Genomic DNA, 22,841 nt, shown 5'->3' with positions numbered 1-22,841 from the left:
CTTTTGTTACTTCAAGATATCAAACGATTCCAGCAGTTGGCTCGCACGCAAGGTTTAGACATTTCTGTCTCTGGCTGGCAGTATGGGTAATTGAGAATGGTGCAAGATGTCAGTTTTAAAGGGTTTGAAATGTTTTCCAGTTAGCTTTAGCTAACTTTGGCTTTCAGCCCGAAATTTATTTCAGGGCTGACTTGCCAGCGCGATCGCAACAAAGCCGATAGAGTGGGTTGGACGTTGGAAACTCAACCTCTGTTTTGTTCAACTGCTGTTGGAGCGCAAATTATTTATTGTTACTAACGTTGGTGAATGAATGCTCGGAGTGAAAACCAAGCAACGGCAGCAAGGGGAAGGACAACACTGATACCAATAGCAGCCCCTTTCAATCGTTGTATCGAGAGTAGATTTAATTTGATACCAAACACTGTCACCACAGTGTTTGTCCATTCTTCTACTTGATTTGGAGAACTGGTAGGAACCAGAACCATAATCGAAAAAAACAGTGCCATATAGAAAGCTAAAAGCGCCGCTCCACCACCAACTAGCGCCAGAGTAACTTTTTTGACTATCTGAAGAATTTCTTCCATCGCCTAAATACTCGAAATAAATCGGAAATTCGTCACGTCCCCTAGGATAGCGAAGAATGCACAAAAGCGATAGCGAAGCGATCCGTCTTGCGGCGGATCGCACTTGATAAATTTTGGGAAGATTAAGAGCGATCGCACTCTGGTTAATCTTTCTTTTTTCCCTTTTTCCTTGTGCTTTTTCTTTTTGTCTTTGCCTTTACTTCTGCTGCTCGTAAAATCAAATTCCCCGCCACAACTTGCCTAGCCGTATGCTCGTAGTAATATGGTTGACATATCCAGAAAAGCAGCTAGATAATCCAACTTACGAGCAGCAATATTCACATTTTTATAAGTGGAGTCTGTGAACCAGCTTCGTCAATTAGTTGCACCAATCGCTGGCGTAGCGTCTCTAAACCTAAGCGTCCAGTTGCTGAAATAAACACCGCTTCAGGAAACTCTTGCTGAGCTAAAGCCAAGTTTTCGCTATCTACTTTATCGACCTTGTTAAAAGCAATCAAAGCTTTACCAGGAATAGTAGGCATTTCTGCTAGCACGTCCATCACTGAACGGATATGGCTCTCCCAAGCTGGATGGGACACATCGACCACATGAAGCAACGCATTCGCCTCAGTTACTTCCTCCAGGGTGGCGCGGAAAGCATCCATTAGAGGTGGCGGGAGTTCGTGAATAAACCCTACGGTGTCTGTAAGCAGAAGAGACCGCCGCTCTTGAGTGTTTGGATCTGTAATTACCAGTTTTCGCGTTGTCGGGTCGAGGGTGGCAAATAGTTGATTTGCTGTATAAACCTCGGCGTGAGTCAACGCATTTAGTAGCGTCGATTTACCCGCATTGGTATAACCGACTAACGCAATAGAGGGAATTTCTTGCTGTTGTCGTTGTTGTCGCAACCGGGAGCGATGGGCTTGTAATTGGTTAACTTCCTGCTGAAGTTGGGCGATTCGGCGTTGAATGGTTCGCCGCTCAGTTTCTAGTTTGGTTTCACCCGGCCCTCTGGTACCAATTCCGCCTCCAAGCCTGGACATTTCCCGACCTCGACCCCTGAGCCGAGGCAGCATATATTCCAGTTGCGCCAGTTCCACTTGCAATTTACCCGCTTGGGATTGAGCGCGTTGAGCGAAGATATCCAGAATTATTTCAGTTCTATCTACGACGCGGATGTTAATCTGCTCTTCCAGGTTTCGTGCTTGGGAAGGAGAAATATCTCGGTCAAAGACGATTAAGTTGGCTCCTAGCTGATGAGCGCGTTGGGCAATTTCTTCAATTTTTCCTTGACCGACGACCGTTTGAGGATGGGGGCGACTTCGCTTTTGCTGTATTGTTTCTAATACCTCTCCTCCAGCACTATCAACTAATCGAATCAGTTCTTCAAGTCCGTCTTGAAACCGTTGGGGAGACACGTCCTCGGTCATCAACCCAACCAGCAGCACTTTGTCAGAGTCTGATTCAATTACTTGGAATTGCGATTTTCCATCGCTTGATTCAGAGAACTCGGTTTCCCATTCATCAACTAAGTCGTCAAAGTCTTGTTCGTTCAGCTCATCTAGGCTGAGGGGAGGAGAAACAATCCAAGGCGTTTCTTGTTCCGGTACAAGGTGAGCTAGGTAAGCTTCCTTGACTAAGCCTGTGGCTTCACCGTCCCGTCGTTCCGCTCCGTTGCCAGTGGGGATTAAGACCAAAGCGTCTAAGCGCTGCCGTGCCATTGCTGTCAGTGCGGCTGGGTCAGGTGGCTCTAATTTAAGTTGAGTGGCAATGCAGCGAATCCCACTCAGGCGTTCCGCGCTATGCCGGGGAAGGTCTTGGGGCGGGATTTGAGTTTGGCTTGGCGTACCGACTGCAACTCGGATTACTTGCCCACGTCGATTGATATAGCAGCAGACGGGGTGGTGAATCTCTGTACTGATTGCTGCTAGAGTTTGGGCAAATTCGGGAGTAGTTAGGCTATGGGAGGGTTGCCGTTGCTCGTACAGGCGCTGTAGTTGCTTGATGTAACTAGATTTTACTCCTTGTATATTCCCGTAAATGGTTTCCATAAGATCGGCTAGAAAACTAGCGCATTAAGTTCATTGATTCAATAATTACTAATTTTTTTTATTGGCTAAATCTTCCCTTTGGACTAAGTAGGGGTATGAATCGGCGGCTGACCAACATAGGATTAAGTTAAGCATTCTACATCTAGGAAACAGAAGGTCGCCGAACTCTATCTAACCAAGCCGAAGTGGAAGGCTGAAGACGTTATTTTTGAGATTGGCCAACGCTGTTGGCAATCCAGTTATAAGTCAATAAATGGTGATGAATAGCACAATTACATACGTACCAAGCTGCGTGCTGATTCTCAACACGAGAAATGGGCTATGCAAGTAATATGCGATCGCATTCCCACTAATCATACCTACGGTGAAGAACTTGCCACAGGAAAAAATCTAAGATAAATTTTGCCCACCTACGTCACCAATAGTTCAGCAACAATGGAAAAAGACGCTACTTACTGGGTCGAACAGACTGAGAATCTGGTGAAAATGTGGGCTGAGACTCAAAAGAAAATCTGGGAAAGCTGGATTGATTTTATTAAACCTGTGACAACTCCCGAAACGCCTGCTACAGCCAACGGTATTCAAAATCAGGCCGAGTTATGGCTTCTGTATGCGGAGGGGCTGCAAAAGTTAGGTCAGTGGGTAGAACCACTGCGCCAGTCACTTGAAATGGCGACTCAGGCGATAGGCGGCGATGTTGCATCAATAGAGCTGAACAACCTCTACTGGGACTATCAACAGACTGGCAACTTACTGCAAAGCCCAAGTCTGGGATATACCCGTGAGTTCAACAACAAACTGCTTAAAAGCTTTGATGCCTGGACAAACTTCTATAAAGCGAGCTTTGACTATCAGTTAGTGCTGGTCGATGTCTGGATGAGAGCCTTCGAGCAGCTGATGCGATTGGCATCCTCCCAAGAAAAGAGCGAAACGCTTCAGAACTGGCGGCAGTTTCAGCAAATCTGGAGTAGGGTATTTGACCAAGCATTCGCACAGACGTTCCGTTCAGAGAATGCCCTTGAGATTCAGGGGAAATTCTTGAATGCAGCCATGACCTACAGGCTCCAGCAGCAACAGCTAATGGAAGTGTTTCTGAAGATGAATGACTTGCCAACTCGCAGCGAAGTTGATGAAATTCACCGTAACGTCTACGAGCTGCGTAAGGAAATTAAAAGCCTTAAAAAAGCTTTAGGAGAATCCCAACGCAGCGAGTCTTGAGGATACAATGCACGATTTTACCGAGCTAACCCAAAAACTGTTTAAGGGTGTCGAGAGCTTCAGCCGCCTGCGTGAGGAAGACATTCAGATTGGAGTGACACCCAAGGAAGAAGTTTACCGAGAAGATAAGGTGGTGCTGTACCGCTTCACGCCAAAGGTGGAGCATTCGCTGAACATCCCCATCCTCATCGTTTACGCTCTAGTCAACCGTCCCTACATCGTCGATTTGCAGGAAGGGCGATCGCTTGTTGCCAATTTGCTCAATCTTGGCATGGATGTATATATAACTGACTGGGGCTATCCCAGTCGAAGCGATCGCTTTTTGACTCTTGACGACTACATCAATGGTTATATCAATAACTGTGTGGACGTATTACGCGATCGCCACAACTTAGAGCAAATCAACCTGTTAGGCATTTGTCAAGGGGGCGCTTTCAGTCTCTGCTACAGTTCCATTTACCCAGAGAAGGTGAAAAACCTGATTACTATGGTCACTCCGGTTGATTTTCACATCAAGGAGGGACTGCTCAATGTTTGGGGTGGAAGCACTCTGGGTTCCCAAGCGCTAGATGTGGATCTAATGGTAGATACTCTGGGTAACATCCCCGGCGACTTCATGAACTTAGAGTTTTTGCTGCTGAAGCCGTTCCAGTTAGGAATTCAGAAGTATATTGATCTTCTGGATACTATCGAATCAGAGGACAAGTTGCTCAACTTTCTTCGCATGGAAAAGTGGATTTTCGATAGTCCTGACCAAGCTGGGGAAGCTTATCGACAGTTTATGAAGGATTTCTACCAGGGAAACAAACTGATTAAAGGTCAGGTCGAGATTGGAGAGAAGCGAGTGAATCTGGAGAATATTCGCATCCCAATTTTGAACATTTACGCCGAGCAAGATCATCTAGTTCCTCCAGCATCCTCCTTGGCTCTTGAGAAGTACATTGGGAGCAAAGACTACACCGTGCGCTCCTTCCCAGTCGGGCATATTGGGATGTACGTCAGCAGTAAAGTGCAGCGAGACCTTCCTCCAACTATTGTCGATTGGCTTAAGGTGCGAACCTAGAATAGTTGACGCTATCTAAGTTTGCGATCGCGAGTGCATTCCAATGCAAGCAAAAATATCTGGCGATTGAAAAGATGTTGTTGGTCTAGCGAAGGTTGTGACCCCTCCCCTTGATCGGAGAGGGGCTTCCGGACTCCCCCTTCCCTTGCAGGGAAGGGGGCTGGGGGGTTAGGTCTTCCGAATTCGCCAACAACATCTTGAAAATCGCAGCTATACAAACGAAGTCTGTGGGCAATTTACTTTCATTGGGATGCTCCGCGATCGCTTTCCAGAAAGCTGCGCTAACACAATCTGCTATAAGCCGCAGCACTTCGCGATCGCAACCCTTTATAATCCCACCTCTTGGCTCTGTGCCGCCTCTACCGCAAGCGGTAGAGGCGGCACAGAATTTCAGTTTGCTACAATATAAGAGCCAGGTTCTAACTTACTGGTCATCAAACACCTCAAGACATTCGGACTAGGGTATAAACTCCTCTCCCCGTGCCGTCAGTTGTTTCTTGCAACGGGTTAACCCTAGGAGATTCGTAATACCCAATGTCTAACGCTTCACCCCAAGCAGTCAATCGACTGCTTGCCGCTCTGCCAGATGCAGAGTACCAACGCCTTTTTCCCAATCTAGATCAAGTCTCGCTTTCTCTTAAGCAAGTCCTTCAAGAGGTTGGTGAACCAATTGAATATGTCTATTTCCCCCAGAATGCAATAGTTTCTGCGCTCACAACGATGGCAGATGGCTCGATGATCGAAGTGGGCTTAGTGGGTAATGACGGAGTTACAGGTATGCCCGCCGCTTTGGGAGACAACATCGCAACTACAACCGCGATGGTGCAGCTAGCAGGCGCTGGCATGAGGATGAAGGCAAGCGTGCTTAAAACCGAGTTTGGGCGGGGTGGTGTACTGCAAAGTCTGCTGCTACGGTACATACAAGCACAGCACGCCTTCGTCACGCAAAGCGCTGCCTGCAATCGCCTCCATTATCTGGAGGGGAGACTTGCTCGTTGGCTACTGCTCGTCTGTGACCGTGTAGGGTCAAACGAGTTGCAGCTCACTCATGAATTTCTCGCCCAGATGCTGGGTGTACGACGTGCGGGTGTCACGGAAGCGGCTCACACGCTTCAACAGTCAGGACTGATTCGCTACACCCGTGGCAATGTTACCATCCTGAATCGGGAAGACTTGGAAGCGGCTTCGTGTGAGTGTTATGAAATCATTAACGGCGAGTACGCTAGGTTGCTAGGCACAGACGGTTAATTATGCAGCATACAAGAGCCAAGTTCTAACTTACTGGTAAATAAACACCTTTTGACATTCGGACTAGAGTCTAAATTCTTCTCCTGATACTGTTAGTTGTTTTTTCTAAAAACATTCAAGGCGAGGAAATTCCTCGCGACCTCATGCCCAAAGTTCCACTCAAACCAGTCAATCGGCTGCTAGCCACTCTGCCAAAAGCTGAGTACCAGCGCCTTGTTCCACATCTAGAAAACGTTCCGCTTCCTCTCAAGCAAGTCCTTTACAAAAGAGGCGAATCAATCGAATACGTCTATTTCCCCCATCGTGCAATAGTTTCTTTGATTGCGACTACGGAAGAAGGCTCGAACGTCGAAGTCGGCATAGTGGGTAATGACGGAGTTACAGGTATGCCCGACCTTTTGGGAGACAACATCGCGACCATAACCGCGCTCGTGCAGCGAGAAGACTCAGGCATGAGGATGAAGGCAAGCTTACTTAAAACTGAGTTTGGACAGGGTGGTGTACTGCAAAGCTTGCTGTTGCGGTACACGCAAGCCCTGTACGCTCTAACCTCACAAAATGCGGCTTGTAACCGCCTGCATCAAATCGATGAGAAACTTGCCCGTTGGCTACTGCTCGTCTCTGATACTGTAGAGTCAAACGAGTTGCAGCTAACTCAAGAATTTATGGCTCAAATGCTGAGTGTACGACGTCCGGGGGTCACGGAGGCGGCTAGCCGCCTTCAACAGGCAGGACTGATTCGCTACCACCGTGGCAGAATAAGCATCCTGAATCGACAGAAATTAGAAGCCGCTTCCTGTTCGTGTTATGGAATCATCAAAAGTCAGTACGCTAGGTTGCTAGAACACTGACAATGTGTTCCTTCTACACAACCAGCCTTAATGCTAATGTCCATCGAACAGTAGACAAGAGCAGAGCTTCATTGATGATACTTTATGGGCATTGGTATAAAGATAAGCGATCGCATGATTAGGACGTAATTCAACACCCCACACTCAGCACGCCAGGGGGATGTTAATTAAACGAACGTTCAATGGCAAGGACACCTTAGCTAACAAAGAGAGAGACTGCATGGCTCAAACAAAGAACGATTCAAAGGTCTTGCCAGAGGATTTTAGTGACCCATCGGCAGACAACGCCTTAATCGAGCCGAAACAAGACCGATTAGGATATGCACCCTTTGCCAAACATCTTGCAGACAGTATTTGCCAAATGAACTTTCCTGAAGGGTTCGTTATTGCAGTTTACGGTTCCTCAGGTTTTGGCAAATCGACACTATTGAACTTCTTAACGTACTATCTCCAGCAAAAGCCAAAGAGCGAACAACCTATTATCGTCCCTTTTAATCCCTGGTTATTTTCAGGGGGCGAAGACATCACAAGGCGCTTTATTAACGAATTACAGACAGTTTTGAGCAAATTCAAAGCTGTCCCCAAAGGCTTCATAAGTCGAATAACCGATCTTGCTAAAGTTGTTTCTGAAATTCCTCTTCCTTATGCTCAAGCTAGTAATGCACTCGTAAGATTATTTGACGATAAAGAAAAGGAGACTTCCGACTTAAAAGAAGAAGTCGAAGATACACTCGAACAGCAGCATCCGCGAATCGTAGTAACGATTGACGATATTGACAGGCTCACTGCTGAGGATATTAGTCAGCTATTTCACCTTATTAAAGCAATTCCAAATTTTACTAACGTTGTCTATTTGCTCGTTTTCGATCAAGAAGTTGTCATCAAAACCCTTGGAAATACACAACCTATACCTGGAGAGACCTACCTTTCTCAGATTGTTCAAGCTGCTTTTGAGTTACCTCTGCCAGATAAAACCTCACTTCGCAGGTTACTTTTTGAAAAACTCAATGGCATACTGGCTGACACCCCAAAAGAACTATTCAATCAAAATCGATGGGGCAATGTTTACTTACAAGGAATAGACTACTTTATTACCAATCCTCGCGACATTGTTCGCCTGACCAACCTCTTAACCGTGACATATCCAGGGGTGAAAGGTGAGGTAAATTCAGTTGACTTCATTGCTATTGAGTCCTTGCGGGCTTTTCGCCCAATGATATATGACATAATCCGCAAAAATCCTACATTCTTTGCGGGAACCGCGGATGCCAAAGGTTATCTAATTCCGACATTAGACGAAATCAAAGATTTTCACCATTCGTGGCTGGCTCAGCTGGAAAATGAGGATAAAGAACCAATCAAACGGCTGCTATTGCACCTTTTTCCTAAATTAGAAACCGTTTGGCGTAATACCTCCTCCCCTGCACAAGACGAGTCAATATGGCGCAAGCAATTACGTATTTGTAGCTTAGATATATTTCCCAACTACTTCCGTCTGGTATTAACACAAGATGAATTCTCTGATGCTGAGATTAAAGCAATCTTTGCCTTGACAAAAGATGCAAAGGCATTTGGAGAAAATCTTGTAGAACTCGCTCATCAAAAACGCTCTGATGGCACGACTCAAGTTCGGGCATTTCTTGAACAGCTTGAGGATTACACTGAAAAAGAACTTCCTACCCATTGCATTCCTTCAATTGTGAAAGCTTTGTTGGATGTTGGCGACCAGCTTTTATCTCCGGAAGACGAACCCCAGGGGATGTTTGATTTTGGTAATGACATTAGAATTGAACGCCTTATCTCTCAACTGTTGCGTCGGATTGACGAACAAGCACGGTTTGAAACCTTGAAAGAGGCAATGTCAAACGGTAAAGCCTTATCCATAATCGTGGGTGAAGTAGCAACCTTGGGTCAGGAACAAGGTAAGTATGAAGCCGATGAATCTATCCCCGAAGAGGAATGGCTCCAGAGCGTAGAACACCTTAAAGAACTTGAAGAAATAGCCTTGAAGCGGCTGCGAGATGCTGCACAACAAAACTCTCTACTGAAAGCCCCAAAACTATCTGAAAGATTACATTATTGGCAAGCTTGGGCAGGAGAAGAGGAAGTCAAGCAATGGGTTGAAAAGATTATTGATAATGACGAAGGGCTAGTTAATTTCTTGGAGAAGTTCCTGCAAAAAGATTTTAGTGAGTATGGGTCAGACGGGACGCAAAAAACAGGCTACAGACTTGACCCTAAGTGGGTTGAACCCTATCTTGAACCATCCTTGATCCTTGAGAGAATCAGCCGCCTCGATGAAACAAGCGAGTTAACAGAAGATCGGAAAAATGCGATCGCGCAATTTATCCGAGAATGTGAGATGCGGCAGCAGGGACAAGACCCGGATTAGGCATGGATTTAGGAGCAAACTTATTCCTTTGCTGCAATCAGCTTTGTTGGCTGTGTGACTGGGAACAGGACTCGCATTAGCTGACCCAGAGGCATAGAACGCTGCTCGTGAACAAAAACTAAGGGCAGCAGGGCAAACAGCCGCAGGACGGCTGACAGAGCAAACACCGTTGGTAAGCCACCAAAATTAGTCACAGTCGCGACAAAGCTACCAATGCTAATTCCGATGGCTCCAGTGATACCAGGAACCGCCGCCGCGATCGCAAAATAAATCGATTGATTGCGTAGCGGTGTCACCGACATCATCAGATTACCACTACACAGGTCAATCGCCGCCCACGTTGCACCGCCGAGTATGTGCAACACGGGGAACCAAACCCAAAGGAAAATTGGAGCGGTTCCAGCTTCTAACCAAAGTAAAGGCGTTAGAGCCACCAAAATTCCTACCATTATCATCAGCGGGCGATTGCCGATCCGGTCAGCCAGTCTACCCCAGAACATCAGCATCAGCAAGTTAGCACCAGCTCCCAAGCTGCCATAAAGCGTTACCACGCTCACATCTAGCTTGAGATCGCCCAGCAAGTAGAGGTTAAAGAAGGGAGCGCTGACATTAACCGCAAAGCTCCACAAGCCTGAGTAAAGAAGAAACCTCAAAAAATTGCCATCCTTGAGGAAGCTAAAAACTCTCTCCCCGGATGCCCCTTGCTCTGTATCCTCAGTGGCGGCGTGTACTAGCTTTGGGTTCACATCAGTCATCAAGAAGTGAAAGCCCAGACTGATTATCCCCAGCACAATTCCCACAACCAAGACCACACCGAAGCCAGAGAGCGCTCCACCGGGCCACTTCGATACCGCTACACCCAGCAGCGGCACGCTGATGAGATTGGTCAAGTTCACAACACTATTGCGGAAGCCAAAATACCGCCCCCGCAATCGCTCTGGTACTAACACAGCTACCCAGGTGAAAAAGGAAGCACGACCCAAAGCTTCCAAGATATTAGCCACCCAGATAATTGCCAATGTCAACAGCACCAACTGGTGCGGCTGGATACGAGATGTGCTGACCAACCAAATCCCTGGCACAATTAGCAACCACAGCAGCCGCGAGGTGCCGAAAATCAACAGGGAATACCAGTTGCGGCTGTTGATGCGGTCTCCCAGATAGGCTCCCAGCGGTTGCAATAGATTCGTCAGCTGGGCAATGGAGGCGAACATACCAATTTCGACGGCACTGGCACCAAGATCCAGCAAGAAATTACTGAGTAACGCGCCGCCGATAATACTGTAAAAGACCGTAGCCAAGGCTCCTTCGGTCGTTAATGCCCGCAGGCTTGTCCGAATTTCTGCCTTGGGAATTTTAAAGGGCGGCTTTGCAGGAAGTACCGTCTCGGATAATGCCTTATCCTCTGGTTGGACTTTTAATACTAAATCTTTCTCGGTTTGTTGAAATTCAACTACTATTGCTGCCCCGTTCAGTAATCCTGTGGCTAGAGGATTCATGGGTATATTTCTGTAACATATGCTACATTATACCCGAACTAGAGAACTTTGTTTTTTTTGCTTCTTAAAACATCCTCACTAAGATAGATTTCGTGACAGGTTTGGGTATCAAAGAAGGCGGCTCTCCTCCCACCTCTTTTAAAAGAGGTGGGAGGAGAGCCGCCTCGTTGATGGTTCATAGTTGATTACATGAACACAAATCCCTCCTCGTGAACGGGGAGGGATTCGTCAATTCGGCATCTTAAGACTGAGCGGATGAGCTTGCCGGTGAACCTTCTTTCTCAGGTTCTATTAATGGTAATGGCTTCAAACTGGTGCGTCCTGCTTGAATGGCCCCGGCTTGGCGCTTGAGTGTTGGGATCAGGACTTTCATTAGCTGACGCACGCGCACAGAGCGCTGCTCATGAACAAACACCAAGGGCAGCAGGGCAATTAACCGCAGGACGGCTGAGAGAGCAAACGCCGTTGGCAAGCCACCAAAATTAGTCACAGTCGCGACATAGCCACCAACGCTAATTCCGATTGCTCCAGTGATACCAGGAACCGCCGCCGCAACAGCAAAATAAATCGACTGATTGCGTAGCGGTGTCACCGACATCATCAGATTACCACTGCACAGGTCAATAGCCGCCCACGTCGCACCGCCCAGGATGTGCAACAAAGGGAACCAGGCCCAAAGGAAAATTGGAGCGGTTCCAGCTTCTAGCCACAGTAAAGGCGTCAGAGCCACCAAGATTCCCACACTTATCATCAGTGGGCGATTGCCAATCCGGTCAGCCAGTTTGCCCCAGAACATCAGCATCAGCAAGTTAGCACCAGCTCCCAAACTGTTATAGAGCGTTACCACGCTCACATCTAAGTTGAGGTCTCCCAGCAAGTAGAGGTTAAAGAAGGGAGCGCTGATGTTAACCGCAAAGCTCCACAAGGCTGAGTAAAACAAAAACCTCAAAAAATTGCCATCCTTGAGGAAGCTAAAAATTTTCCTCCAGGGCGAACTGTGGTCTGTATCCGAATCGGCGGCGTGTACTAGCTGCGGATTGACATCAGTTATCCAGAACTGAAAGACGAGGCTGAGTGTTGCAAACACAACTCCCAGAACCAAGACCGCACCGAATCCTTGGAGCGAACCACCGGGCCACTTCGATACCGTTAGACCCAGCAGCGGCACGCCGATGAGATTGGTCAACGTCACAACACTATTGCGTAAGCCAAAATACCGCCCCCGCAATCGCTCCGGTACTAACACAGCCATCCAGCTGAGAAAGGAAGCACGACCCAAAGCTTCCATGAAATTACTCAGGCAGATAATTGCCAATGTCAACAGCACCAACTGGCGCGGCTGGATACGAGAGGTGCTGATTAACCAAATCCCTGGCACAATCAGCAACCACGGCAGCCGCGACGAGCCGAAAATCAAGAAGGAATACCAGTGGCGGCTCTTGATTCGGTCTCCCAGAAAGGCTCCCAGCGGTTGCAGCAGATTTGTCAGTTGGGGAATCGAGGCGAGCAGACCAATTTCCACTGTACTGGCACCGAGATCCAGCAAGAAATTACTGAGCAACGCGCCGCCAATGATACTGTAAAAGACTGTAGCGAAGGCTCCTTCGGTAGTTAATGCCTTGAGGCTTGTCCGAATTTCTCGCTTGGGAATTTTAAGATGCGGGTTTGCAGTTGGAGGCAGCTTTGTCTCTGTTAATGCCCTATCCTCTGGGATTTCCTGAATCGGGAGAGGACTCGCTTCTACTAAAATCTGATCTTCTTGTTGCCCGAACATACTGTATAGCAATATTAAAAGAGTTAACGGGAACTAAATCGCTACCTTCATCTGAGAGCATTTCCGACAACAAATCTCTTAAAAAATGCTTTGTTTAAATCCTATAATGGCAACTTTTTTCCTATAGGGCTAATTACTAAACTTTATAGTTTCATAACTCTACCCAAAAGGTGTACCAAAGCAGCCAAAATTTTGATTTTATACGCACTTTTAATGAGGTTTATCATTCATTAAAAAATTGATCTTCTAGATTAGGTTAATATACTGTGGTCTATTAGACATCCTTCTATAGAATTATTATTTTAATGAATCAATTTTTAGTTTTAAATTAGGAGGGTTGCTTGAACTATTCTAGCGTTAATCATTAAATGTCATTTCTCAAGAGGGCTTTCTTTAAGACCTCCCTCCAACGATTGTCGATTGGCTTAAGATGCGAGTCTAGAACAGTACCCCCACCTATTAGCTCGGTGCCGCGTCTACCGCTTGCGGTAGACGCGGCACCGACTTTCAATTATTTAGCATAAAAGAGCCATCTTTTGAGTTCCTAGTGAACAAACACCTTTTGACATTCGGACTAAAACCTAAATTCTTCTCCTGATGCCGTAAGTTGTTTTTATAACAACGATTCCATGAAAAAATAGGAGATTTCTAATACTCGATGTCCGAAGCCTCACCCCAGGCAGTCAATCGACTGCTAGCCGCTCTGCCAGATGCTGAGTACCAGCGCCTTCCCATCTAGAGTGCGTCCCGCTTCCTCTGAGGCAAGTCCTTCACAAGAGGGGTGAATCAATTGAATACGTCTATTTCCCCCATTGCGGAATAGTTTCTTTGCTCTCCACTCCCGAAGAAGGCTCGATGGTCGAAGTCGGCTTAGTGGGTAATGAGGGGGTAGTGGGTATCCCCGCCGCTTTGGGAGACAACATCGCGATCGCAACCGCGATGGTGCAGCTAGCAGGCTCTGGCATGAGAATGGAGGCAAGCTTACTTAAAACCGAGTTTGAGCAGGGTGGCTCACTGCAAAGTTTGCTGCTGCGGTACACGCAAGCGCTGTACGCTCTAGCCTCACAAAACGCTGCCTGCAACCGCCTCCATCAGTTCGATCAGAGGCTTGCCCGTTGGCTACTACTCGTCTGTGACTTTGTAGAGTCAAACGAGTTGCGGCTGACTCAGGAATTTATCTCTAAGATGCTGGGTGTACGACGTTCGGGTGTCACGGAGGCGGCTAACCGCTTTCAACAGGTAGGACTGATTGGCTACAACCGCGGCAGAATTACCATCCTGAATCGGCAGAAATTAGAAGCCGCTTCCTGTTCGTGTTATGGAATCATCACAGGCGAGTACGCTAGGTTGCTAGGCACTGAGAAGAGTTGAGAGCTGTTGTTAGATGGAGATGCGATCGCGATCGCATCTCCGGCGCTCTAGGCGATCGCTTGCTCAATTAATATCCTTGTCCTGACGGGGGTGACAACCCTGTCAGGGGGAGAGGTCAAGCCTATCTTGGTAGGGGATTTGTTAAATGCGCGATCGCTGATAAATTCCTATGCAAATTTCTCACTCTGTGGAAGAATGCTATCTTTACTAATCGCAAACTCCCAGGAGAATTTTCCACCCTTCTAAGCAGAATAATTGCTACGGCTTCATCCAACTTCTACCCAAAGCCTAGGAGTATTAAGTCAGTCGGTAATCGTAGATACAAATAACTTCTAATATACGCTCTTTGATTAAGTTTCCTTTTTATCTAATAAATTCTCATTTTATTTACGGATTCTAGTGAATCTCATTTTTAGATATATTGCATTTATAGGCATTCGCAGGATTCACACAAAGCATTATGGCTGATCTGACTAAGCTGCGTAGCAGCTTAGTTCATGGTTCACTGCGTAGAACGCCATGAACTATGAATGGCGAATCCCACGTACTTCAGTCGTGGGAGGCGCTCAAGGCATAGGCTAAGATTTACCCGCTAGAATTGGTTCCTCACTCGAAGCTTCTCCTGTGGTAGGGGGTTCTACTGGCTGACCAAAAGCGATCCGCAGAAATGGTGGTGCCAGAAATGTGGTCAGAATCACCATGACAATAATAGATACCTCCAACGGCTTATCCAGAACCCCACTCGCAGAACCGATTCCGGCAAACACTAACCCAACTTCACCCCGTGGAACCATGCCAACCCCAATCGCTAATCGATTGATTCCGGGCTGACCAAACACCACCCAACCTGTCACCACCTTGCCGACGATGGCAACCACCATCAAAAATGCGGCAATCAAGAGTCCGGCACGATTTTCAGGCACTGTCGGATTCAACACACCCAGATCGGCCCGCGCTCCCACCGTCACAAAGAAGATCGGCACCAGTAGATCGGCGATTGGCTTCACAAGTTCATCCAACTCATTGCGGGCATCGGTTTCATCCAGAACCAAGCCAGCGGCAAAAGCACCCAAAATCGCTTCTAGATGAATTGCGCTGCCCAGAAATGCCATGAAGAAGGCAAAGATAAATGCTGGCATGACAACGTTGCCACGGGTTTTAAATTTCTCCACAATCGCAACAAAGGTTTTGTTGAAGATGCCACCTAATAGGATGGAACCAATCAGAAACGCTGTTGCACTCACAATCAGGTAGATGACATTAGCAACATCAATCTCACCCGTTTTGGCTAAACTGGCGACAACAGCCAGGACAATGATTCCCAGTACATCATCAATAACCGCAGCACCAACAATGATTTGACCTTCTTTGGATTTAAGCTGTCCTAATTCAGACAACACTTTGGACGTAATCCCGATGCTCGTTGCCGTCAAAGCAGCACCTGCAAAAATTGCTGGAATTGCAGGAACATTGAATAACATCATCAAGCCAACGGTGCCAGCGGCAAAGGGAACTGCCACCCCCACACAGGCGACGATCACAGCTTGAGTACCCACTTCTTTGAGTTGTCTGAGATCCGATTCCAGACCAATTTCAAACAGCAGAATAATTACGCCCAATTCAGCCAGCACTGAAATGACTTCACTCTGAGACTCATATACACTCGTGAGGGCTGCGGGAGACAGATGATTAATCCATTGCAGCACGGTCATAACCGCTGAGTCTGAGGCGAAAAGTCCACTTTCGGGAAAAATGATCAGGTGTAAAGCAGATACCCCGACAATCACCCCTGCCACCAGTTCACCCAGAACTGGTGGAAAATCTAATCGTTTAGCCGCTTCCGCGCCGAGTTTACTGGCGAGATAAATCACTACTAAACTCAGCAGAACTCCAGCCAGAACAATCGGTGAATTTTCTGCCTCGACAGTTGCCAACAAGGGCATGGGAGCAATTAGGGATGCTATCCCAGAACTTAAAGCTGTAATTGTATGGTTCAAAAACATGGGTTAGGTTTTGGTGGTAAGGACGATTCAAACCTGATTTAAATTAGAGGCAACCGATTGACAGACAGTTTTCTGACATTAGGTTGCCTCGATTCATCGAACCTGCAATCCTACGTCGTCTCGATTCAACAGCCGTCTGGTCCACAGAAACTGTGCCCGTACAGTACCTCCGCGTCACAGATATAGATCATGCCCGCAAAATCGAGGAAAAACTTTATTGCGACCTGATCCGCAATATTCTCGGCCATATCCCGATCCGGGGTGAGCACCTCGAATTTTATATTCGCATTGGTGTCAGAAACGCTGGGTTGTCCCGACGAGCGCACGTTGCGACTGCCTTTACCGCCAGTTTCCAGAACCGTATAACCCGTTGCCCCGGCTTCTTCGATGATATCGGCGATCTTTTTCAGCAGAATCTTTTCCGTGACGATGACGAGCTTTTTGGCTGGCTTGGCCATGTTGGTTACCTCCTTACCGTAATTGATCTTATATATTGAGTCGCTTGGTCTGCCGGGTCAAGGGAGAGCCGACAGACCGCGACCCGTCTGGGATTAGCTGCCGCCTATCGCCTGGGCAAGCCCGAGGAAGAGCGGTATTGCCAAGCCGATCGCAATGGGTGTACCGATGGCTGTGGATGCGCCGATGTAGGCAGAGGGATTGGCCGACGGAATCCCGGCTCGCAACGTGGGGGGACCTGAGATGTCTGAACTGGAGGCGGCGATGACGGCCAGGATCACAACACCGCCCAGGCTGAATCCCGTGGCGTAGTGGGCAATCATGCCGAGACCGAAGGCGATAAACCCATGCAACAGCGGTGCCACTACGCTATACACGACGTACCACTGGGCCACCTTACGTAGTTCGCCAAGTCTTGACCAAGCCTCCATACCCATGACCAGCATCAAGATCGAAAGCAAGCCGCGGAAGAGGGGGTCGTAGAAGCTTTTATAGACACTTTCCGGCTGGGTGAACAGGCCAAGAGCAATGCCGAGCAACATTGCCGATAGGGCAGGACCCTGGAGGCTTTCCTTCACGATCGGCCATATTTTGACCCGATTATCCGCAGACTGCTGCTTGCGGAGATACTCTTGCCGGCTTCTGGGATAATCCTGCTGATCGGGATAATCGCCTGCTGCAACGGTCTGCTTGCTGAGAGACTCGCCTGCTGCACTACGCTTCTTCTTGTGGTTGAGATAAATGTTGGCCACCACAATCGCCGTTACGAGCGCTGGGATATCCATGAAGGGATAGAGTGCGGCAGCCCATGCCTCGTATGGCATTTTTTGTTCTTCCAGTAGCGTCAGGGCGGCAGCCATGGTAGAGCCACTCACAGCACCAAACAACCCCCCGGTCGCAATCGCATCCACGGTGTTGACCTTCGGCAGCTTGGCTAACGTATAGCGTGCGATGAATACAACAAGAATCCCTACTGCTACAGCAAACGCTGCAGGTAACACCATCTCCGTTAGGTTGGAATTGCGGATCGCCTGACCACCGGTCAGACCGATTTTCATGAGCAGCATGAAGACGATGATCTGATTAATCGCCTCTGGAATTACCAATTCGCTACCAAGGGCGGCAATGACCATACCACCAATCAAAAACCCGAGTGTTGGGGACTGCAACTGCTTAACGAAGTCCATTAAAAACAAGGACAAAAAATCCACGAATACCTCCTTATGCCTCCTCTGACGAGGAGTATTGCAATAAATGAACTAAATGAACTTTAAAGAGTTAAAGAGAGTAAGAGTGAGGCGCTTCACCCCTACAACACAGGTGTTGCACGAGAACCTATCGACAAGGCTTACGGTCATTGCCCCGGTCGGTTCAGAGATCAACGTTGGGATACCGCCAAACAGGGCGACAAAAAAGCCACCACAAACTGCCCCATAGAGTACGCCGAGGGCGCCCATCCCCAAAGATCAGAGCCAGGGGTAATGAGACAACGCCAGTCGTGATACCGCCGAAGATATTGCCCCGCAGGTTGTTAAAACGAATACGATTGGTAATTGACATGGAACAGTGACAGGCAGAATAGTAGGACAGTCCTGGATTTGAACAATTGAGCGATCGCAAGGTAAAAATTTTGCCTTTTCAATGGAATTAGCAGTCGTAGAACCGAGCAGGTTTAAATAAATATCTGCCTCTATGTCCTTAGAGATTCAAACCTTGTAAATGATTTAATTCTTCAATGTTTTTTAATTTACCCTAAATAGTCCTTCTTTAATCAAGAAAGAAGCCTATTATCTATTGAAAAATCTTAGCTTTCCTATAGATTAGAGCCACCAAATCATCGGTTGATGATTTTCTGTATAGAGAGCGGTGTACTGGGTGATGATTAATGATGTGAAATTCCCGTCATCTTTGCAGGGAATGATCTTAATCTCCAATAGCGCAATTTCGTACTAAATGCATCATTTCTACATAACCTTTTCTAGTTATATATTTCTCTTATCAGACCAACACATTATTAATATAGGTAAAGCTGCTTTGCTGAAAACTATAACAGCAGTAAGCGATCAAGAAAAATCAGCCCTATAAGAAAGATTAATCAAAAAGGGTGACGCCAGTAATGTAGCCGCTGAAGCGGTTACTAATAATCTCCAACTTTTACAGCATCAACTGATACTCGTCCTAATTCTCTGTAAAGATGCGCTGAATAAATAAGTAAATATTTTGCAGTTGCTGCACTTTGTTTCTGCAAAGCTCACTCCCACCCAAATTTAAAATGATGGTTGGAGATGAGAGTGAGGAGGGTCTGCACTCACTATTTTGTTCAAAATGATAATTGCTGGATGTTAATTCCCCTCACAACAATCCCCGATAATGAATAAACACCAAAATAGCTGCCCAAGAACCCAAAGCAACTTTTACTGCGACTAAGATGTTCAGCAGGGGGATAACCCCGCCGCTAAAAAGTGCGCCCAACTCTCCGTGCGGTAATTCTAATCCGACTAGAGTGATAACCGACAAAACAATGAAAATTAGAACTGAAACCTTCTCCCATATAGCGGCGTGCCAGCGCTTGTAGATTTCCTGCATCCACTCGGTTGATGAGGTAATCGCCACAAGGCCGATCGCGGTTCCGCCTGCCACTCCAGCTGCAAAACCACCGCCGGGACTCAGATGCCCCCGAATCGCCAGTTCGATGCCCACCAACGCGGCAATTGTTGCTCCCAGACGCGCCATAACAATCGATGGTTGATCGGTAAACTGATAGACCGTGCAGAACGGCCTTTCATCAGCCAGCAGAAACTTAGCACCCATTACCGCGATCGTAAATACCACCACTTCAAAGATCGTGTCATAGAGCCGATTCCTGAGGATGACGGCCGTAACTGCATTAGGTACTCCACTTTCTTGTACAAGCGTTTGGACGATCGAGAGCGATAAGTCCGGTACCGGATTGGGTATGATCAGAAATTTGACAAACAGCGCTATCCCCGCTGCAATGTAGACCCATTTCATTTATGTTCCTCCCCTGAATCTGGTGCCTTTACATAGGTTAGGCTTGTCGCTGGTGATGAAAGTTCGGTTCGCATGATGTCATAGAGGCGTTGAACCCTAGTTGTGGTGCGATAGGGTTGCTTTTCGTCCTCAGTCGCTACGGAGTCTTTGTTATCGTACTCTCCTCTGGCACAGGTTGCATGGACTTCTTTCTCCATCAACGCTCGGTGCAAAGCCTGCGTATTCGTATACGGGACTACCTCAAGACGCATATAGTGTTTGCCAAAAATTGTTCTTAAGTCATCCATCAGCTGCCCAAAATGGGACTCGTCATCTGTCTCAATTGCCCCATCTTCAAGTACACCAAGACGCATCACCAGCGATGAACGCACCGCGATCGCATAAAGCGTAATCGCCAGCAAGGTACCCATCAACGCTTGGGTCAAAGCCACATCCGCCGCCCCCAAAACCGCAAATACCAATGCTGCCACTGCTCCCAGTATTCCCTGCACTACCAGAGCATTGTATGGATTGGTCTGAAGTAGCAGCATCAACGCGGACAACGGCAGCAGGGCAGTTATGACATAGATATAGCTATCATTCATGGCTACCTCCACTACTGGAACAATATGCCAACACATACCCCAGCACAGTATTCCAGATTGCCAAGGTGATGATGCCAAGGACGAGCAGCGGCCATTCGCGGGGTATCTTCAGGAGCAGTCCGACGATGATGATCATGCTCCCTAGCGTATCTGCAACCGAAAGAGTATGCAGCTTGAATAATACCGATCGGTGACCGATCAGGGGAAAGGTTCCCCAAAACCAGAAGAAAATTCCTATACCTATGCAGGTATAACTAAGGGCGTTGATCATAGTTCATTGATTCGTTTAAGGACTTGTGCCAACAACATTAATCCGGCATTACCTACGCTCAGGATGATTACCCCTGTAACACCCAGCATCCAATCATCCCGTAAGACGGATACAACCAGAATCATGATTGATGTTTTGCTGGCAATACTTGAAAATGCCAACATTTTTTGCCAAATATCATCATCTTGCCAAGCCTCGTACATGGGTATGAGCAGAGCCAGAATCATTGCCATCAGTATCAAGTTCATGCCTTTTTCCTCCGTCGCACCCAGTGGACTTCGTACCAGCCATTTTCGTGGTACTTCAAGACAATGGTCTTGGGCGTAAAGGTGATCAGAAATATATCCAGGAAGATGAGTCCGGATGTCCGTCCGGGTTTGACTCGTTCCATCGTCACATCTTCGTAACTATGGGGACGGACGATCATTTCAAAGGCTTCCATATATGCCTGCGGAATCGCCACGAGGGTTTCCCATAGCGCCCGCAGCCAATCGTTTAATGCTTCCGGGGTTTTAGGGCGTCCCGGTAATAGGAGTGCGACGCTGACGCCGATGATGATATTTGCCACACTCAGATTGGCGGTGAGCAAAAACCAGATAGCTAGTCGCAATATCAGATTCAGATGTCCAATCATGCCATTACCATCCAGAAGAGCAGGAGCAACATTAGACTCATTCCACCGATCAGATGCTCAAATTGCTCCACAACACGGGGCAGCTTGAGTACGGAGTGTTTAAAAATCAAAAGATACGCCAACCAACCCAGACCAATGGTTGCCAGGGGTTTGACGATATTCTTAAGGGTATAAGCTTCGTAATAGGCAATGTTTGCTATAAATAGACTACCGAGCAGCAGAATCGCCGCTGGCCAGAAACCGGGCTTTACTACCTCCTCGCCGTCCGCTTTATGCGGCAAGAATATGAATTTGGCAAACGAGATTGCTGTTCCCAAAGCTGCAACATTCATAGCGATCGCTTGCCAGGGCAGTAAATTTTTCGTCGTCAACACCTTCGCCCCAAAGCCAGACAACAAGGGAAAGCCTGAGATCGAGAAGCTGGCAATAACCAGAGCAATCCAAAGCGTTGTACTGAGCGGCTTGTGTTGCAACTCTTTGAAGTTGCGGCTCGGTAAAGCACCCGCAATCAGGAAGAGTGCCGATTTGACCAAGCCGTGAGTCAGTGCATAAAAGCCACCTACGACTGGGGCAGCGAGGATAAAGCCTAACTGCGAAACCGTATGAAACGCCAGCATCCGCTTGGCATCCTTTTCAAAGACAGCATAGAACACGCCCAGTAGCGCTGTCCCAACTCCGAAAATCCGGATGAGTGGATCGAGTTCATCCACCATTAGCGCACAACGCACTAGCGGATAGACTCCAGCTTTGACCACAACTCCCGACAGCATCGCCGATACTGGCGTCTCCGATTCGGAGTGGGTCAATGGCAACCACAATCCCGATACAAAAATTCCCCCCTTAACCAAGAGTCCCAGAAAGATCAGGGCAAGCGCCTCCGGCGGTGCGCCGCGCAAACTTGCAAAACTAAACGAATGATTTGTCTGATAGGCAAGCACCGCACCCACCAGATAAAACAGCATCGCCGTGTTGCTGATAAAGAGATACCGCAAGGCCACCCAAATCGAGCGATCGGTGCGGGGATAGGCAATCAAGAGAAACGCGGCAATCCCGCTCACCTCTAGCGCCACGTATAAACTGATAAAGTCCGCACAGGCAAACGCGGCATTGATGCTGCCATGCAGAATGATGGCTTGTGCATAGAAAAAAGCAGTTTTATCGCTGTGCCAACAGTAGAGGATGACTGCGGCTGTTACTAGCGCATTTGTCAATATAAAATAGCCGCTTAACTGATCGACGATTAATGTGACGCCGAAATGATCTAGTAACTGTAGTGTCAGGGGCGACTGTTCGACAAATAGCTGCAACGCATATCCAGCCGAAACAAAAGCCACGCACAATGCGAGAATTCTGTCAAGCTTGGGTAACAGATAAATGGTGAAGCCCAAAAAAAACGGTAGTGCGATCCATGCGATGGTAATGGTAGTCATGGCGTATTGCTCTTCTCGATCTCGTTGCTTTCCAATGTCGGATTATCCCGTGCCAGCTTCATGACACCGACCAGCATTACGCACTGAATTGAAAAGCCGATCACAATCCCCGTCAATATCACCGCCTGGGGAACCGGATCAGAGTAAGTGACATTTGTGCCGTCTGAAATAATGGGTGTGAATAAACCATCTCGCGATGCAACCAGTACGTAATAGGCGATAACCCCCGTACTCATGACATCCATAGAGATGATCTTCATAACCAGGTTTTTTTTAAGGATGATGCCGAAAAATCCGCAGAATATTGTTGCGAAGACGAATGCTTCTAACACGGGAATTGCCTATGAGTAAATGCCTGTCAAATGGTGCTAAAACATATATAGCACTTTTCAATAGTGCTAAAGAACATTAACACTATTGA

The 22,841-nt window shown here is 47.5% G+C and carries 21 protein-coding genes and 1 pseudogene; 7 read left to right on the top strand and 15 right to left on the bottom strand.

Annotated features, from left to right (window positions below; all coding sequences use genetic code 11):
* Positions 1-293: 293 nt before the first annotated feature.
* Together NDI42_RS22115 and hflX are read right to left on the bottom strand one after the other, a co-directional pair.
* A complete protein-coding gene (locus tag NDI42_RS22115; protein WP_190457946.1) occupies positions 294-584 on the bottom strand; it encodes a hypothetical protein in 291 nt (96 codons plus the stop codon).
* 317 nt (positions 585-901) lie between these two features.
* On the bottom strand, positions 902-2,614 hold the full coding sequence (gene hflX, locus NDI42_RS22110) for a GTPase HflX (protein ID WP_190457944.1): 1,713 nt from the start codon (positions 2,612-2,614) through the stop codon (positions 902-904).
* 435 nt (positions 2,615-3,049) lie between these two features.
* On the opposite strand from hflX, the gene NDI42_RS22105 reads away from it, so the two are divergent.
* The 6 genes from NDI42_RS22105 (at position 3,050) to NDI42_RS22080 (ending at position 9,386) form a co-directional block, all read left to right on the top strand.
* Positions 3,050-3,832 (top strand): poly(R)-hydroxyalkanoic acid synthase subunit PhaE, encoded by a 783-nt coding sequence (locus tag NDI42_RS22105; RefSeq protein WP_190457942.1) that lies wholly within the window; start codon positions 3,050-3,052, stop codon positions 3,830-3,832.
* A 7-nt stretch (positions 3,833-3,839) separates the two neighbouring features.
* On the top strand, positions 3,840-4,895 hold the full coding sequence (gene phaC / locus NDI42_RS22100) for a class III poly(R)-hydroxyalkanoic acid synthase subunit PhaC (RefSeq protein WP_190457940.1): 1,056 nt from the start codon (positions 3,840-3,842) through the stop codon (positions 4,893-4,895).
* 197 nt (positions 4,896-5,092) lie between these two features.
* On the top strand, positions 5,093-5,356 hold the full coding sequence (locus NDI42_RS22095) for a hypothetical protein (RefSeq protein ID WP_348231527.1): 264 nt from the start codon (positions 5,093-5,095) through the stop codon (positions 5,354-5,356).
* A gap of 73 nt (positions 5,357-5,429) precedes the next feature.
* Positions 5,430-6,143, top strand: coding sequence for a Crp/Fnr family transcriptional regulator (locus NDI42_RS22090; RefSeq protein WP_190457938.1), 714 nt, complete (start codon positions 5,430-5,432; stop codon positions 6,141-6,143).
* A 143-nt stretch (positions 6,144-6,286) separates the two neighbouring features.
* Entirely contained in the window at positions 6,287-6,994 is a 708-nt protein-coding gene (locus NDI42_RS22085; RefSeq protein ID WP_190423530.1) for a Crp/Fnr family transcriptional regulator, read from the top strand.
* A gap of 220 nt (positions 6,995-7,214) precedes the next feature.
* The gene (locus NDI42_RS22080; RefSeq protein WP_190457936.1) at positions 7,215-9,386 is read left to right on the top strand and encodes a KAP family NTPase; all 2,172 of its coding nucleotides are present in this window, start codon (positions 7,215-7,217) and stop codon (positions 9,384-9,386) included.
* Positions 9,387-9,406: 20 nt separating this feature from the next.
* Here the strand turns inward: NDI42_RS22080 and NDI42_RS22075 are convergent, their stop codons facing one another.
* The gene (locus tag NDI42_RS22075; RefSeq protein WP_190457935.1) at positions 9,407-10,885 is read right to left on the bottom strand and encodes an MFS transporter; all 1,479 of its coding nucleotides are present in this window, start codon (positions 10,883-10,885) and stop codon (positions 9,407-9,409) included.
* Positions 10,886-11,126: 241 nt separating this feature from the next.
* The gene (locus NDI42_RS22070; RefSeq protein WP_190457933.1) at positions 11,127-12,659 is read right to left on the bottom strand and encodes an MFS transporter; all 1,533 of its coding nucleotides are present in this window, start codon (positions 12,657-12,659) and stop codon (positions 11,127-11,129) included.
* Positions 12,660-13,487: 828 nt separating this feature from the next.
* Between NDI42_RS22070 and NDI42_RS22065 the strand changes: the two genes are divergently transcribed.
* Positions 13,488-14,030 (top strand): Crp/Fnr family transcriptional regulator, encoded by a 543-nt coding sequence (locus tag NDI42_RS22065; protein WP_199311320.1) that lies wholly within the window; start codon positions 13,488-13,490, stop codon positions 14,028-14,030.
* Positions 14,031-14,608: 578 nt separating this feature from the next.
* On the opposite strand, the gene NDI42_RS22060 is transcribed toward NDI42_RS22065, so the two are convergent.
* The 11 genes and pseudogenes from NDI42_RS22060 to NDI42_RS22010 all read right to left on the bottom strand — a co-directional run bounded on the left by NDI42_RS22060 (position 14,609) and on the right by NDI42_RS22010 (position 22,752).
* Positions 14,609-16,033, bottom strand: a complete 1,425-nt coding sequence (locus NDI42_RS22060; protein ID WP_190457930.1) for a cation:proton antiporter domain-containing protein — start codon at positions 16,031-16,033, stop codon at positions 14,609-14,611.
* A 125-nt stretch (positions 16,034-16,158) separates the two neighbouring features.
* Positions 16,159-16,491 (bottom strand): P-II family nitrogen regulator, encoded by a 333-nt coding sequence (locus NDI42_RS22055; RefSeq protein WP_190423542.1) that lies wholly within the window; start codon positions 16,489-16,491, stop codon positions 16,159-16,161.
* A 93-nt stretch (positions 16,492-16,584) separates the two neighbouring features.
* Positions 16,585-17,700 (bottom strand): sodium-dependent bicarbonate transport family permease, encoded by a 1,116-nt coding sequence (locus NDI42_RS22050; protein ID WP_190457928.1) that lies wholly within the window; start codon positions 17,698-17,700, stop codon positions 16,585-16,587.
* Positions 17,701-17,838: 138 nt separating this feature from the next.
* A pseudogene (locus tag NDI42_RS22045) lies at positions 17,839-18,049 on the bottom strand (SulP family inorganic anion transporter); the annotation flags it as partial.
* A gap of 792 nt (positions 18,050-18,841) precedes the next feature.
* On the bottom strand, positions 18,842-19,501 hold the full coding sequence (locus NDI42_RS22040) for a Na(+)/H(+) antiporter subunit B (RefSeq protein WP_190457926.1): 660 nt from the start codon (positions 19,499-19,501) through the stop codon (positions 18,842-18,844).
* Positions 19,498-20,085, bottom strand: a complete 588-nt coding sequence (locus tag NDI42_RS22035; protein WP_190457924.1) for a DUF4040 domain-containing protein — start codon at positions 20,083-20,085, stop codon at positions 19,498-19,500. Before NDI42_RS22035 ends, NDI42_RS22040 begins: the two co-directional genes overlap by 4 nt.
* Entirely contained in the window at positions 20,078-20,356 is a 279-nt protein-coding gene (locus tag NDI42_RS22030; RefSeq protein ID WP_190457922.1) for a monovalent cation/H(+) antiporter subunit G, read from the bottom strand. The genes NDI42_RS22035 and NDI42_RS22030 overlap by 8 nt, the downstream gene beginning before the upstream one ends.
* The gene (locus NDI42_RS22025; protein ID WP_190457920.1) at positions 20,353-20,604 is read right to left on the bottom strand and encodes a hypothetical protein; all 252 of its coding nucleotides are present in this window, start codon (positions 20,602-20,604) and stop codon (positions 20,353-20,355) included. The genes NDI42_RS22030 and NDI42_RS22025 overlap by 4 nt, the downstream gene beginning before the upstream one ends.
* The gene (locus NDI42_RS22020; protein WP_190457918.1) at positions 20,601-20,990 is read right to left on the bottom strand and encodes a Na+/H+ antiporter subunit E; all 390 of its coding nucleotides are present in this window, start codon (positions 20,988-20,990) and stop codon (positions 20,601-20,603) included. Before NDI42_RS22020 ends, NDI42_RS22025 begins: the two co-directional genes overlap by 4 nt.
* A complete protein-coding gene (locus tag NDI42_RS22015; protein WP_190457916.1) occupies positions 20,987-22,420 on the bottom strand; it encodes a cation:proton antiporter in 1,434 nt (477 codons plus the stop codon). Before NDI42_RS22015 ends, NDI42_RS22020 begins: the two co-directional genes overlap by 4 nt.
* Entirely contained in the window at positions 22,417-22,752 is a 336-nt protein-coding gene (locus tag NDI42_RS22010) for an NADH-quinone oxidoreductase subunit K (protein WP_190457913.1), read from the bottom strand. The genes NDI42_RS22015 and NDI42_RS22010 overlap by 4 nt, the downstream gene beginning before the upstream one ends.
* Positions 22,753-22,841 lie beyond the last annotated feature (89 nt).

The sequence above is a fragment of the Funiculus sociatus GB2-C1 genome (assembly GCF_039962115.1).
GTDB classification, from domain to species: domain Bacteria; phylum Cyanobacteriota; class Cyanobacteriia; order Cyanobacteriales; family FACHB-T130; genus Funiculus; species Funiculus sociatus.
The sequence above is the reverse complement of the archived record's forward strand: the minus strand, read 5'-3'. Positions and strand labels throughout refer to the sequence as shown.